Origin of the sequence: Bradyrhizobium sp. SZCCHNS3002, from assembly GCF_032377435.1 — a bacterium.
Taxonomy (GTDB): domain Bacteria; phylum Pseudomonadota; class Alphaproteobacteria; order Rhizobiales; family Xanthobacteraceae; genus Bradyrhizobium.
In genome coordinates this window covers 271,044-285,522 of the sequence record NZ_JAUHHY010000003.1, presented here as the reverse complement: position 1 = coordinate 285,522, position 14,479 = coordinate 271,044, and the positions used below count along the sequence as shown (strand labels likewise).

General features: G+C 66.3%; 15 protein-coding genes. All 15 read left to right on the top strand.

Translation table 11 applies throughout. From position 1 onward, the window contains the following. Positions 1-20 precede the first annotated feature (20 nt). The 15 genes from QW845_RS08450 to QW845_RS08380 all read left to right on the top strand — a co-directional run bounded on the left by QW845_RS08450 (position 21) and on the right by QW845_RS08380 (position 14,412). Positions 21-878, top strand: coding sequence for a xanthine dehydrogenase family protein subunit M (locus QW845_RS08450; protein WP_315801135.1), 858 nt, complete (start codon positions 21-23; stop codon positions 876-878). Positions 879-909: 31 nt separating this feature from the next. After that, on the top strand, positions 910-1,818 hold the full coding sequence (locus QW845_RS08445; protein ID WP_315801134.1) for a MoxR family ATPase: 909 nt from the start codon (positions 910-912) through the stop codon (positions 1,816-1,818). Positions 1,819-1,987: 169 nt separating this feature from the next. Continuing rightward, positions 1,988-3,193, top strand: a complete 1,206-nt coding sequence (locus tag QW845_RS08440) for a VWA domain-containing protein (protein WP_315801133.1) — start codon at positions 1,988-1,990, stop codon at positions 3,191-3,193. Positions 3,194-3,206: 13 nt separating this feature from the next. After that, on the top strand, positions 3,207-3,530 hold the full coding sequence (locus QW845_RS08435; protein ID WP_315750017.1) for an XdhC family protein: 324 nt from the start codon (positions 3,207-3,209) through the stop codon (positions 3,528-3,530). A gap of 3 nt (positions 3,531-3,533) precedes the next feature. After that, entirely contained in the window at positions 3,534-4,235 is a 702-nt protein-coding gene (locus QW845_RS08430; protein WP_315801132.1) for an XdhC family protein, read from the top strand. After that, positions 4,232-5,836: a molybdopterin-binding/glycosyltransferase family 2 protein gene (locus QW845_RS08425; RefSeq protein ID WP_315801131.1), complete on the top strand. Its 1,605-nt coding sequence runs from the start codon at positions 4,232-4,234 to the stop codon at positions 5,834-5,836. The genes QW845_RS08430 and QW845_RS08425 overlap by 4 nt, the downstream gene beginning before the upstream one ends. 90 nt (positions 5,837-5,926) lie before the next feature. After that, positions 5,927-6,331, top strand: coding sequence for a DUF4189 domain-containing protein (locus tag QW845_RS08420; RefSeq protein ID WP_315801130.1), 405 nt, complete (start codon positions 5,927-5,929; stop codon positions 6,329-6,331). A gap of 124 nt (positions 6,332-6,455) precedes the next feature. Beyond that, positions 6,456-6,869, top strand: coding sequence for a DUF2000 family protein (locus tag QW845_RS08415; protein ID WP_315759242.1), 414 nt, complete (start codon positions 6,456-6,458; stop codon positions 6,867-6,869). Between the two features lie 122 nt (positions 6,870-6,991). Beyond that, complete coding sequence (gene adhP / locus QW845_RS08410; protein WP_315801129.1) at positions 6,992-8,017, top strand: alcohol dehydrogenase AdhP; 1,026 nt, start codon at positions 6,992-6,994, stop codon at positions 8,015-8,017. A gap of 96 nt (positions 8,018-8,113) precedes the next feature. Then, positions 8,114-9,394, top strand: coding sequence for an alpha-glucosidase/alpha-galactosidase (locus QW845_RS08405; protein ID WP_315801128.1), 1,281 nt, complete (start codon positions 8,114-8,116; stop codon positions 9,392-9,394). A 121-nt stretch (positions 9,395-9,515) separates the two neighbouring features. After that, positions 9,516-10,184: a TetR/AcrR family transcriptional regulator gene (locus QW845_RS08400; RefSeq protein WP_315801127.1), complete on the top strand. Its 669-nt coding sequence runs from the start codon at positions 9,516-9,518 to the stop codon at positions 10,182-10,184. After that, on the top strand, positions 10,181-10,972 hold the full coding sequence (locus QW845_RS08395) for an efflux RND transporter periplasmic adaptor subunit (RefSeq protein ID WP_315801126.1): 792 nt from the start codon (positions 10,181-10,183) through the stop codon (positions 10,970-10,972). Before QW845_RS08400 ends, QW845_RS08395 begins: the two co-directional genes overlap by 4 nt. Beyond that, on the top strand, positions 10,969-11,907 hold the full coding sequence (locus tag QW845_RS08390; protein ID WP_315801125.1) for an ABC transporter ATP-binding protein: 939 nt from the start codon (positions 10,969-10,971) through the stop codon (positions 11,905-11,907). Before QW845_RS08395 ends, QW845_RS08390 begins: the two co-directional genes overlap by 4 nt. Beyond that, complete coding sequence (locus tag QW845_RS08385) at positions 11,904-13,061, top strand: ABC transporter permease (protein ID WP_315801124.1); 1,158 nt, start codon at positions 11,904-11,906, stop codon at positions 13,059-13,061. Before QW845_RS08390 ends, QW845_RS08385 begins: the two co-directional genes overlap by 4 nt. 40 nt (positions 13,062-13,101) lie before the next feature. Further along, the gene (locus QW845_RS08380) at positions 13,102-14,412 is read left to right on the top strand and encodes an adenylate/guanylate cyclase domain-containing protein (RefSeq protein ID WP_315801123.1); all 1,311 of its coding nucleotides are present in this window, start codon (positions 13,102-13,104) and stop codon (positions 14,410-14,412) included. The last annotated feature ends 67 nt before the right edge of the window (positions 14,413-14,479 follow it).

The window sequence follows — 14,479 nt, the reverse complement described above, 5'->3', positions numbered from 1 at the left end:
TGCGCACAGGACATTTCCCCATGTACGAATTCAAATATCATCGGCCGGCGACCGTGCGCCAGGCCGCCAATCTCCTCACCAAGAACGAAGACGCCAAGCTGGTCGCCGGCGGCCACACGCTGGTGCCGGTCATGAAGCAGCGGCTCGCAAGCCCCCCGCATCTGGTCGATCTCTCCCATGTCGAGGGGCTCGATACGATCGAGGTGAAGGGCCGCAACCTCGTGATCGGCGCGATGGCGCGTCACGCCGACGTCGCCAACTCCGCCACTGTCGGCGAGGCGATTCCTGCGCTCGCACATCTGGCGAGCCTGATCGGCGATCCCGCGGTGCGCCATCGCGGCACCATCGGCGGCTCGATCGCCAACAACGATCCGACCGCGGACTATCCGGCGGCATGCCTCGCGCTCGGCGCCACCATCGTCACCAACAAGCGCAAGCTCAAGGCCGAGGAGTTCTTCCTCGGGCTGTTCACGACCGCGCTGGAGCCCGACGAAATCATCACCAAGGTGAGCTTTCCGCTGGCGAAGAAGGCGGCCTATGTGAAGTTCCGCAACCAGGCCTCGCGCTACGCGCTGGTCGGCGTGTTCGTCGCGCGCCGTCCGTCGGACGTGCGGGTCGCCGTGACCGGGGCCGGCGGCAACGGCGTGTTCCGCGTCACCGCCTTCGAGGAGGCGCTGCAGAAGCGGTTTTCGCCGAAGGTGCTGGAAGGCATTCCGGTCTCGGCCGAAGGCCTCAACAGCGACATTCACGGCAGCGCCGAATATCGTGCCCATCTGATCGGCGTGCTGGCGCGCCGTGCGGTCGATGCGGCCAATACCGGCGCCAAGGCCTCAACCGCGTCGGAGGGAGCCGCCGAACCCGAGGCTCCGGCTTCGTGACGGACGCGTGAAGAAGGAAGCGGTCTCGCCCATGAGTGCTCCGGCCCTGCCAGCATCGGTCGACGCGATGCTCGAATTGTTGTCCTCGCGCGGCTATCTGGCCGAGCGATCGCTGGCGACGGTGACCTATCTGTCGCTGCGCATGGGCCGGCCGCTGTTCCTCGAAGGCGAGGCCGGCGTCGGCAAGACCGAAATCGCCAAGGTCCTGTCGGCGGCGCTCGGCCGCAAGCTGATCCGGCTGCAGTGCTACGAGGGTCTCGACGTCGCCTCCGCCGTCTACGAATGGAACTCGGCGGCGCAGATGATCGCGATCCGGCTGGCGGAAGCGGGCGGCGAGGTCGACCGCGATCAATTGACGTCGGACATCTTCGCCGACCGCTACCTGATCAAGCGCCCGCTGCTGCAGGCGCTGGAGCCGGATGTCGCCGGCGCGCCGGTTCTGCTCATTGACGAGCTCGACCGCGCGGACGAGGCGTTCGAGGCCTATCTCCTCGAGATCCTCTCCGACTTCCAGGTCACGATCCCCGAGTTCGGCACCGTCAAGGCGCCGCATCCGCCGATCGTCATCATCACCTCGAACCGGACCCGCGAGATCCATGACGCGCTGAAGCGGCGCTGCCTGTATCACTGGGTCGATTATCCCTCCGCCGAGCGCGAGCTCGCCATCGTCAAGACCCGGCTGCCCGGCATCTCGCAGCGGCTGTCGCAGCAGATCGTGCGCTTCGTCCAAGCGCTGCGCGACCAGGATTTCTACAAGTCGCCGGGGGTCGCCGAGACGCTCGACTGGGCGACCGCGCTGACCGAGCTCGATGCGCGCTCGCTGAACGCCGAGGTCGTCGGCGACACGCTGGGCGCGCTGTTGAAATATCAGGACGACATCGCCCGCATGCAGGGTGATGCGTTGAACAAGGTGATCAAAGACGCGACCAGCGAGACGTAGTTCACGCTGGTGCCTCTAACAAAGGTCGTCATTCCGGGATGCGTGCGCAGCACGCAGGCCCGGAATCCATAACCACGATCGTGAGTATGGATTCCGGGCTCGCCCTTCGGGCGCCCCGGAATGACGGTCTCAAGTTGAGGTGTGTCTGGAATGACGAGGGGATAGAGCCATGCCCACCAGCATCAATCACCTCGCGCCGCCGACTGGCGGCATCGCCGACAACATCGCTGGCTTTGCGCGGGCGCTGCGCGCCGCGGGCCTGCCCGTCGGGCCCGGCGCCGTCATCGATGCCATGACCGCGCTCGAGGTCATCGACATCGGCAAGCGGCCGGATGTCTTCACCACGCTCGAATCGATCTTCGTCAAGCGCCACGAGCATGCGCTGATCTTCGCCCAGGCCTTCGACCTGTTCTTCCGTCCCGCCGAGGAATGGAAGTCGATGCTCGATTCGGTGCCGCTGCCGGATCACGCCAAGAAGAAGCCGCCGCCGGCCTCGCGCCGGGTCCAGGAGGCGATGTCGCAGCCGCAGACGCATGAGGAGCCGCAGGCGCAGGAGCAGGACCTGCGGCTGTCGGTGTCCGACCGCGAGGTGCTGCAGAAGAAGGACTTTGCGCAGATGAGCGCGGCGGAGATCGCCGAGGTCACCAGGGCGATCGCCAAGATGCGGCTGCCGCAGGCCGAGCTGAAGACGCGCCGCCACACCACCGATCCGCGCGGCCACCGCATCGACATGCGCAAGACGCTGCGCCAGGCGCTGCGCACCGAGGGCGAGATCATCAATTTCCATCGCCTGGGGCGGATCGAGAAGCCGGCGCCGATCGTGGCGCTGCTCGACATCTCGGGGTCGATGAGCGAGTACACCCGCCTGTTCCTGCATTTCCTCCACGCCATCACCGATGCGCGCAAGCGCGTCTCGGTGTTCCTGTTCGGCACGCGGCTCACCAACGTGACGCGCGCGCTGCGGCAGCGCGATCCCGACGAGGCGCTGGCGAGCTGCTCGGCCAATGTCGAGGACTGGGCCGGCGGCACAAGGATCGCCACCTCGCTGCAGACCTTCAACAAGCAGTGGGCGCGCCGCGTGCTCGGGCAGGGCGCCATCGTGCTGTTGATCTCCGACGGGCTGGAGCGCGAGGCCGACAGCAAGCTCGCCTTCGAGATGGACCGGCTGCACCGCTCCTGCCGGCGGCTGATCTGGCTCAATCCGCTGCTGCGCTATTCCGGCTTCGAGGCGAAGGCGCAGGGCATCAAAACCATGCTGCCCCACGTTGACGAATTCCGCCCGGTGCATAACTTGACCTCGATCGAGACGCTGATCTCGGCGCTGTCGTCGCCGCTGCCGCCGCATCAGCGCAGCGCGATCCGGCCCGCCGCCTGAGAGGGAGATGACCATGCTCAATCGCGACGAAGACATCCTCAGGGCCGCAGAGGACTGGCACAAATCCGGTCACGGCGTGGCCCTGGCCACGGTGGTCGAGACCTGGGGCTCGGCGCCGCGCCCGGTCGGCTCCAACCTCGTGATCAACGACGAGGGTACGTTCCTGGGCTCGGTGTCCGGCGGCTGTGTCGAGGGCGCCGTTGTCACCGAGGCGCTCGACGTCATCTCCAGCGGCCAGCCCAAGATGCTGGAGTTCGGCGTCGCCGATGAGACGGCCTGGAACGTCGGGCTGTCATGCGGCGGCACCATCCGCGTGTTCGTCGAGAAAGTGGGCTGACCGATGCAACTTGCAACGCTGGCAGAACTGAACGCCGAGCGTGCCGCGCGCCGTCCGGCCATCCTCGTCACCGACGTCGCCTCCGGCGCGCAGCGCTTGGTCAAGGCCGCCGCCATCGCCACTGACCCGCTGCGCAACGAGCTGTCGACCCATCTGCGCATGGGCAAGAGCGGCATGGTCGAGGTGGACGGGAAGCGGCTGTTCCTCAATGTCTACGCGCCGACGGCCAAGCTCGTGATCATCGGCGCCGTCCATATCAGCCAAGCGCTGGCGCCGATCGCCAAGTCGCTGGGCTATGACGTCACCGTCGTCGACCCGCGCACAGCCTTCGCCAGCCCCGAACGCTTCCCCGACGTGCCGCTGATCGCGGAATGGCCCGACGTGGCCCTGCCGCCGCTCAACGTCGATCACTACACGGCCTTCGTCGCGCTGACGCATGATCCCAAGATCGACGATCCGGCGCTGCTGCACGCGTTCTCGCGCGACTGCTTCTACATCGGCGCGCTCGGCTCGCGGAAGACGCATGCCAAGCGCGGCGACCGGCTGCGCGCGCAAGGCGCCAGCGATGCCGACATCGCCCGCATCCATGCGCCGATCGGGCTCGCCATCGGCGCGGTGTCGCCGTCGGAGATCGCGGTCTCGATCATGGCCGAGATCACCGCCACGTTGCGGCTGCCGGCCAAGGAGAAAGAGCAGGCGGCATGAAGTTCGGTCCTGCCAGTCCGGCCGATGCGATCGGCGGGGTGACGGTGCACACCCTGCGCAAGGGATCATTGGTGCTGAAGAAGGGCACGTTGATCGGTCCCGCGGAGGTCGAGGCGCTTGCTCGGGAAGGGGTCAAGGAGATCGTCGTCGTCCGGCTCGAGACCGGCGACGTCTCCGAGGACGAGGCGGCCGCCGATGTCGCCAAGGTCGTCGCCGGCACGGGCATTCACGTCGATCGCGCCTTCACCGGGCGCGCCAATCTGTTCGCGGCGCAGGCCGGCGTGCTGATGATCGACCGCGCCGCGGTCGAGCGCATCAACGGCGTCGACGAGGCCATCACCTTTGCGACCCTGCCGGCGTTCAAGCCGGTGGTCGAAGGCGAGATGGTCGGCACCGTCAAGCTGATCCCGTTCGGCGTCGAAGGCCGCCTGCGCGATGCCGCCGTCGCTGCGGCGGGCAGGGGCGCGCTCAGCATCGCCTCCTATATGATCAAGCGCGTCGGCGTGGTCTCGACGCTTCTTCCTGGGCTCGCGCCCAAGGTCATCGACAAGACGCTGCGCGTCACCGCAGAGCGGCTCGCACCGGCCGGCGCCACCATCATCGCCGAGCGCCGCGTGCCGCATGAGCAGGCCGCGCTGGCGGCTGCGATCAGGGAGCTGCTGGCGCTGGGCGCCGAGCTCGTCATCGTGTTCGGCGCGTCCGCGATCGCCGACCGCCGCGACGTCATTCCCGCCGCGATCACCGGCATCGGCGGGGCCATCGAGCATTTCGGCATGCCGGTCGATCCCGGCAATCTGCTCTTGATCGGCAATGCCGGCGGTGTGCCGGTGCTCGGCGCGCCCGGTTGCGCCCGCTCGCCGGCCGAAAACGGTTTCGACTGGGTGCTGATGCGGCTGCTCGCCGGCATCAAGGTCACCCGCGCCGAGCTGACCGCGATGGGCGTCGGCGGCCTGCTGATGGAAATCGTGACGCGGCCGCAGCCGCGTGCCAAGCCGGAAGCCGAGGGTGAGCGCAAGGTCGCCGCGGTCGTTCTTGCCGCCGGACGCTCGACCCGGATGGGCGGACCGAACAAGCTGCTGGCCGAGCTCGACGGCAAGAAGCTGGTGCGGACGGTCACCGAGCAGGCGCTGGCCTCCAGGGCCTGCGAGGTCATCGTCGTCACCGGTCATCAGGCCGAGTTGGTCGAACAGGCGCTGTCCGACCTGAAGGTCCGCTTCGTCCGCAATCCCGATTTCGCCGGCGGCCTCGCCAGCTCGGTGAAATCAGGCATTGCCGCGGTGCCTGAGGGCGTCGATGGCGCGGTCGTGTGCCTCGGCGACATGCCGATGGTTTCCTCGGATCTGCTCGACCGTCTGATCGCCGCGTTCGCGCCCGATCGCGGCAATTTGATCGTGGTGCCCGTGTCCGAAGGACGCCGCGGCAACCCCGTGCTGTGGTCGCGCCGCTTCTTCGCCGAGCTGATGACGCTGGACGGCGACGTCGGCGCGCGGCACCTGATCGCCAAGCACACCGAGGCCGTCGCCGAGGTGCCGGTCGACGGTGACAGCGCGTTTCTCGACATCGACACGCCGCAGGCGCTGGAAGCCGCGCGGCGTGGCTGAGCCCACGTAGCCCGCCCTCAACCTCCCATTCACCAAGTCTCAACGACCCCCGGCTAGATTTGCCGACATTGGGCCTCGGGGGAGGAGAGAGTGATCATTTCGACCGCTGCGCGACGTTTCGCGCTGTTTGCATTTGGACTGACTGTGATCGTTGCTGCCGCGCGCATCGCGAGCACCAGCGCCATCAGCCCGGCCCACGCCGCCGGCGCCTTCGCCATGGGCCAGTGCGCCGCCTACGGCCAGGCGTTCGACTATCCCGCCGAGCATCTCGCCAAGGCCGCCGCGCTGAAGCAGTGCAAGGGCGACTGCACCGCGGTGACGATGAAGAAGGCCTGCGCCGCGTTCGCGGTCGATCTCACCAATCCCTGCGGCGCCCACGGCTATGCTGTTCGGCCGACGATCTCGACCTCGCTCAACGAGGCGACCCGGGAATGCTACAAATATGGCGGCAAGGAATGCGTCATCCGCGCCTGGGTCTGCGACGCCAAGGGTTGATTCAAGTCTGATGATCTCAACGGCTCGGCTGCCGGGGTTCCACGTCCGCTTTCATTTCGATGCTTCACCCCGAGAACGGCTCGGCTATTCTCGGCGTTCGATGACATCGAACCCCGGAAGTGACATGCAATTCGACACCAAGATCGCGCTGATCATCCGCAACGATCTCGAAGCTTGGCAGAAGCTCAACGTCGCGGCGTTTCTTTCCAGCGGCATCGCCGCCGCATTTCCCGAATGCATTGGCGCACCTTATGAGGACGGCTCGGCAACCCTGTATCACGCGTTGATCGGGCAGCCGATCCTGATCTACGGCGCGCCGGATCGTGCCGCGCTGGCGCGTGCTCTGGATCGGGCGCTGTCGCGCAGCGTGAAGCCTGCGCTCTACACCGAGGACATGTTCAAGACCACGCATGACGAGGCCAACCGCGATGCCGTGAAGGCGGTGGCGCGCACCGATCTCAATCTGGTGGGACTGGCGTTTCGTGCCGAGCGCAAGGTGGTCGACAAGGTCGTCGACGGACTCAAATTTCACGCCTGACAGAAACGGGCGCATTGCGCTGTCATCAAACTGTTACTTCATGCGGCGGCGCGGCTTGACGCCGATCAAGACCGGACGACTCCGACGTCGTTAGTTTGCGCCGCGACATGAGGAGCAGACAGATGCAGACCATGAAAGCCGCCGTCGTCAAAGCCTTTGGCAAGCCGCTGGTCATCGAGGACGTTCCAATTCCTGCGCCGGGACCCGGCGAGATTCTGGTCAGGGTGAAGGCCTGCGGCGTCTGCCACACCGATCTTCACGCCGCCTCCGGCGATTGGCCGGTGAAGCCGGTGCCGCCGTTCATCCCGGGTCACGAGGCGGCCGGCATCGTCGCGGCGCTCGGGCCAGGGGTCACCGACTTCAAGGTCGGCGACGCCGTGGGCGTGGCTTGGCTGCACGATGCCTGCCTGCGCTGCGAGTATTGCGAGACCGGCTGGGAGACACTGTGCGAGCACCAGCACAACACCGGCTACAGCGTGAATGGCGGCTTTGCCGAATACGTGATCGCGTCCGCGGCGTTCGCCGCGCGTCTGCCGGCCAATGTGGACTTCGCCAGGATCGCCCCGATCCTCTGCGCCGGCGTCACCACCTACAAGGGCTTGAAGGAGACCGACACGCGGCCCGGCGAGTGGGTGGTGGTCTCCGGCGTCGGTGGCCTCGGTCATGTCGCCATCCAGTACGCGAAGGCGATGGGGCTGAAGGCGATCGGTCTCGATATCGCCGATGACAAGCTGAAACTCGCGCTGGAGGCGGGCGCCGAACATGCCGTCAACGCGCTCGACAAGGATGCCGTGGAGCAGGTGATCCGGATCACCGGCGGCGGCGCTCATGGCGTGCTGGTCACCGCGGTGTCGACGCCGGCTTTTGCCCAGGCGCTGCACATGGTCCGCCGCAAGGGGACGGTCAGCCTTGTCGGCTTGCCGCCGGGCGAATTCCCGACGCCGATCTTCGATGTCGTGCTGAAGCGCATCACCGTGCGCGGCTCGATCGTCGGCACCAGGCGTGACCTCGACGAAGCCATTGCGTTTGCCGCGGACGGCAAGGTGACGGCCGAGGTGACCACGGCGCCGTTGTCGGAGATCAACACCGTCTTCGACCGCATGAAGGCCGGCAAGATCGACGGTCGCGTGGTGCTCGACTTCGGCTGATCAGCATGACCGATTGGTGCGCCGCCGCGCCGAACACTTCGCGGCGGTTTGATCTGGATCAGGAAGGGGGACGCGCGGCGCTGGCACAAATTGTTCATGGCAGCCGTCACCAAGATCGTCTTCCTCGGCGCGAGCAGCGCGTCCTTCGGACTCAGCGTTTTCCGAGACCTGTTCTCGACGCATGATCTCGCCGGTTCGACGCTCGTGCTGATCGGCCGCGATCCGGTCCGGCTTGCCCGGTCGGAAGCACTCGCCCGGCTGCTCAACGACCTCTCCGGCGCCGGCCTCAAGATCGAGGCGACCACGGATTGGCGCGCGGCGCTCGACGGCGCCGGCTTCGTGATCCATGCCACCGCGATCGACCGCAACCGCCTGTGGAAGCTCGATTTCGAGGTGCCGCGCAAATACGGCATCCGACACACGCTGGGTGAGAATGGCGGGCCTGGTGGATTGTTCTTCACGCTCCGTACCCTGCCGGTCGTCTTCGACTTCGTGCGCGAGATGGAGCGGCGCTGTCCGGACGCGCTGTTCATCAACTTCTCCAATCCCGAGAGCCGCATCATCCTCGCGCTCGGGCTTCACAGCCGCGTCGCGCATATCGGCCTGTGCCATGGCATCTTCATCGCGCGCAGCCAGGTGGCCTCCATTCTGGGACTCGCCGAGGAGCGCGTGGACGTGTGGGGCGCCGGGCTCAATCATTTCCAATGCCTCGTGCAGATCCGGGATCGCGACACCGGGGCCGATCTCTATCCACTGCTTCGCGAAAAGGCCGGGAGCCACGACCCCAAGGTCGCGCCGCTGACGCGGGCGCTGTTGCGCGACTTCGGCTTCTGGCTGGGCTGCGGCGACAGCCATGTCGGCGAGTATCTCGCGTATGGCTGGGAAGCGGGCGAGAGCGGGTACGACTTTGCGTGGGACGAGGCGGAGCGGGCCAAGCTGATTCGGCAGATCGACGAGGTCCTGGCGGGCAAAGCCGGCATGCCGGACTGGTGGCGAATGCCATCCGGAGAGCGCGCGGTCACCGTGATCGGTTCGGTGCTGCACGATCGCAAGCAGGTCATCGAGTCCGGCGTCGTTCTGAACCGTCACGTCATTCCCAACCTGGCTGCCGAGGCCGCTGTCGAAGTGCCCGTTGTCGCGGATCGCGTCGGCATCCATCCGGTTTCGCTGGGCCCGCTTCCAGATGCCGTCGCCAAGCTGATGTCGGTCCAGGTTCAGGTTCAGCAACTGGCGGTGCAGGCGGCCATGACGGCGTCCAAGGATCTCGCCTTGCAGGCGCTCCTCATCGATCCCGTCGTCAACTCGGCCGCCGCCGCGCGCCAGATCGTGGACGAGCTTTGGGAGATCAATCGGCCTTACATCAGGTCCTGCGCGTGATCGCGCTGACTTCGTCTGATGAGGGGCCGCGCGCGGTCGGGTCGGGCTCCTGACCCGCGCCGACGGCTCAGCCTTCTCGGGGCCTCTTTACAATGACTGACTAGTCAGTCATAATTGTTCAATGTCGAAGCCGTCGAAATTGTCCGAGCGCAGAGTTGAGCCCGTCAAGCCGGCGGCAGCCGGCGCCTCGCGCCGGGCGGATCGCTCCGCCGAGCGCCGCGCGGCGATCGTGCAGGCGGCGATGGACGAGTTCATCGCCCGAGGCTTCGCGGCGACCCGGCTGGACGACGTCGCCAAGCGGGCAGGGGTCGCCAAGGGGACGATCTATCTGCACTTCAAGGACAAGGAATCGATGTTCGAGGAATTGATCCGGACCGCGATCGTGCCCTTCGTCGGCCGTCTTGCGGCGCCGCCGCCGGCCGGCGGCTCGGTGCGCGACATGGTCGAGGCGTTGGCGCGCATGTTCCTGCAGGAAATCGCCGGCACGCGGCGGGCCGATCTCGTCCGGCTCATCATCGCGGAAGGGCCGCGCTTTCCGTCCATTGCCGATTTCTACTATCGCGAGGTCGTCTCCCGCGGTCTCGCGGCCATGCGTGCGCTGATCCAGTTGGCGATCACGCGCGGCGAGATCCGCGAGCCCAAGCTGGCGCAACATCCGCAACTGATGATCGCGCCGATGATGGTCGCGGTGATCTGGAAGAGCCTGTTCGAGCGTCATGCGCCGCTCGACGCGGAAGCGATGCTGCAGACGCATCTCGATCTGATCTTTGGCGCGAGGAGGCCGACATGAGTCTGCTGCACTGCCTCGCCGTGCTGGTCACGGCCTTCACGTTCAACGGTTGCAAGGAGACGCGCGATCCCGGCTATCAGGGCTGGGTCGAGGCCGACATGATCTTCGTCAGCCCGGACGAAGCGGGCCGGATCACGAAGCTCAACGTGCATGAGGGGGACGTGGTCAAGATCGGCGATCCGCTCTATTCGGTCGACGACGATCTGCAGCAGGCCGATCTCAACCAGACCAAGGCGACGCTGGCCAATGCGCAGCAGACCTATGACCGCGCCGCCGCCTTGAGCAAGACGGGCGCTGGGACGCAGGCGACGCTCGACTCCGCCGTTTCGGCGCTGCGCGTCGCCGAGGCCCATCTCGTGACCTCACAGACGCGGCTGGCAAGGCGCAAAGGTGTGGCGCCCGTCGCGGGGACCGTCCAGCAGATCTACTTCCGCGAGGGCGAGATGGTCGCGGCGCAGCGGCCGGTGCTGTCGATCATGCCGCCGGGCAACATGAAGCTGCGCTTCTACGTGCCCGAGCCTGATCTGCCGAAACTCGCCATCGGCGACGAGGTCCGCGTCACCTGTGACAATTGCGCTGATGATCTGACCGCCAGAATCTATTTCCTCGCGACCTCGGCGGAATACACGCCGCCGGTGATCTACAGCCTCGATGAGCGCAACAAGCTCGTCTATCTGATCCAGGCGCGGCCCTCGAGGCCGGACGCGCTGCGCGTCGGCCAGCCGGTCAGCATCTATCCAAACCTCAAGACTCCCGATCGGAAGACTCCGGTGGCGGACAAGCAATGAACGGGACGGGACCGGCCGAGATCGCGATCGACGTCCAGGGACTGACCAAGTCCTTCGACGGCCGCGAGGTCGTGCATGATCTGTCGATGCAGGTGAAGCGCGGCTCGATCTACGGCTTTCTCGGCCCGAACGGCTCGGGCAAGACCACGACCATCCGGATGCTGTGCGGCCTGCTGACACCCGACGGCGGCGAGGGCACCTGCCTCGGCTTCGACATCCGGCGCGACGCTGACAAGATCAAGCGCCGGGTGGGCTACATGACGCAGCGCTTCAGCCTCTATCAGGACCTCTCGGTGCGGGAGAACCTCGAATTCGTGGCGCGCCTCTATGGCATGTCCGATCCGCGCCGGGCCGCGCGCGACATGGTGCAGCGGCTTGGGCTTGCCGGCCGCGAGCGGCAGCTCGCCGGCGAGTTGTCGGGCGGCTGGAAGCAGCGGCTGGCGCTCGGGGCTTGCACCCTGCCGAGCCCGCAACTGCTGCTGCTCGACGAGCCCACTGCCGGCGTCGATCCCAAGGCGCGGCGCGATTTCTGGAACGAGATTCATGCGCTCGCCAGCGAAGGGCTGACCGTGCTCGTCTCGACCCACTACATGGATGAGGCCGAGCGCTGTCACGAGATTGCCTACATCGCCTATGGTCATCTGCTGGCGCACGGCACCGTCGCCGAGGTGATCGCGCAATCGGCGCTCACGACCTACACGGTAAGCGGCGACGATCTGCGCGAGCTCACGGCTGACCTCACCGGCAAGCCGGGTGTCGACATGGTGGCGCCGTTCGGCACCAGCCTGCACGTGTCCGGCCGCGACCGCAACGCGCTGGACGCGGCGATCGCGTCCTGGCGCGACAAGGCTGACCTGCACTGGCAGCCCGCCGCGCCCTCGCTCGAGGACGTCTTCATCGACCTGATGAACCGTTCGCGGGACAACTTCCAATGAGCGATGCGGCCGTCCATCCCACGTCTTCCGAGCCGCGCTTCGGCTTCTGGCGGCGCACCTATGCGATGCTCGTCAAGGAGTTCATCCAGCTCAAGCGCGATCGGGTCTCGTTTGCGATGATCGTGATGATCCCGGTGATGCAGTTGATGCTGTTCGGCTACGCCATCAACACCACGCCGCATCATCTGCCGGCGGCGGTGCTGCTGCAGGAGGACAGCGACCTCGGCCGCTCGATCCTGAAGGCGATGGAGAACACCGCCTATTTCCGCTTCACCCGGGAAGTCAGCAGCGTCGCTGAGTTCGACGATCTCCTGCTGTCCGGCAAGGTCCTGTTCGGCGTCGAGATCCCCCGCGGCTTCGAGCGCGCGGTCCGCCGCGGCGACCGGCCGGCCTTGCTCGTCGCGGCCGACGCGACCGATCCGGTCGCGGCGTCCTCGGCACTGTCCTCGCTCGGCATGATCGTGCAGACCGCGCTGGCGCATGATCTCTACACCGGCAATCCCGTCACCACGCCGTTCGAAATCAGGGCCCATGCCCGTTACAATCCGGCGGCCTCGTCGCGGCTCAACATCGTGCCGGGCCTTGTCGGCACCATCCTGACCATGACCATGCTGATCTTCACCGCGCTCTCGGTGACGCGCGAGATCGAGCGCGGCACGATGGAAAGCCTGCTGTCGATGCCGATCAAGCCGGTCGAGGTCATGCTCGGCAAGATCATCCCCTATGTGATGGTCGGCTTCCTGCAGGCGACGATCATCATCGGCATCGGCGTGCTGCTGTTCGGCGTTCCCATCATGGGCAGCTTATTGCTGCTGGCGCTGCTGTCGACGCTGTTCATCGCGACCAACCTCTCGATCGGCTACACCTTCTCGACGCTGGCGCAGAACCAATTGCAGGCGATGCAGCTGTCGATGATGTTCTTCCTGCCTAGCATCCTGTTGTCGGGATTCATGTTCCCGTTTCTCGGCATGCCGCAATGGGCGCAGGTGCTCGGTGAATGCCTGCCGCTGACGCACTATCTGCGCATCGTGCGCGCCATCATGCTCAAGGGCTCGACGCTCCAGAACCTGCAGCATGACACGATCGCCCTGTTCGGCCTCATGCTGTTCGCCATGACGGTCGCCGTCTTGCGCTTCCGCCGCACCCTCGATTGAGGCACAATGGCGGCCGGGCTCAGAAGACGGCTGGGGCAGGATGACGATCTCGTGGGAAGGGCAGGCCGGCGCGGAGCCGGCGGCGTCGGCTACGTTCAACCAGGCGCTGATGCGCCAGACGTTGAACACCGAGCTGTTGCGCGTGAGGGTGCTGATCAACACTGCGGCGCTGTTTCTCGTGATATCGATGCTGGTCGAAACCTTCGAACCCAAGATCTCGGAGTGGATCTGGCCGAGCCGGATCGGGGTCCTCTACGTCTACGCGATCATCGTGGTCTTCATCGGCTTCGAGACTCTCATCCTGTTCAGGATCAAGTCGGACATCCGCCACGGCCGTGACGTGCCGGTGATCTGGCGCTATGTCAGCGCGCTGGTCGAGACCTCGCTGCCAACGTTCGTCCTCGTTCTGCAGATCGAGGGCATCGGTCACGACAAGGCACTGGGCTTCGGCGCGCCACTTGTCTATTTCATCTTCATCGTTCTCTCGACGCTTCGTCTCGATTTCTGGCTGTCGAGCTTCACCGGTCTGGTTGCCGCGGTAGAGCTGCTGGTGGTGGCGCTGTTCGACCGGCCTTCGATCGATCTCAGCCAGAATCCGGAGATCTACTATCACGGTGAGCGCAGCTTCATCATCCTGCTGTGCGGGATGCTCGCTGGTGCTGTCAGCGTGCAGCTGCGACGCCAGTTCGCGGCGAGCATCGAGGCCGCGTCGGCGCGCGACCGCGTCACGGATCTGTTTGGCCAGCACGTCTCGCCCCAGGTCGTCGAGCGCCTGATGAAGGAGGGGACGGCGGAGGCACGCGACATCCACGAGGTCGCGGTGATGTTCGTCGACTTCCGCGGCTTCACCGCGGCGGCGCGGTCGAAGACGCCGCAGGAGGTCGTTGACCGGCTCGACGGCGCATTTGCTGTTCTCGTCGAGATTCTCGAGCGCCATGGCGGCATCGTGAACAAGTTCCTCGGCGATGGCTTCCTGGCGCTGTTCGGCGCGCCGTTCGAGTCGCGCGATGCGGCCCCGCAGGCCGTCGCGGCGGCCCGCGAGATGGTCGCCGCCATGGACCGCGTCAATGCGATGTCGTCCTGGCCGCTGCGGATCGGGATCGGTGTTCATCTCGGCGAGGTCGTTGCCGGCAGCATCGGGTCGCCGCGGCGGAAGGAATACACCGTCATCGGCGATACCGTGAACTTCGCCTCCCGCCTCGAGGCGCTGAACAAGGAGCTCGATTCGCGCCTCCTGATCTCGAGCGAGGTGCGGCAGGCCGCCGGCGACGGGGCGCGCGACGCCGTCTTCCACGGCGCGGTGTCGGTGCGCGGCTACGACCGGCCGTTCGAGGTCTGGCAATTGCACTGACTGGCAAGCCGTCGCGCGCTGTCGGAGATTTACATTGCACGGTCTCCGCGTTTAACTGCCCCCAACG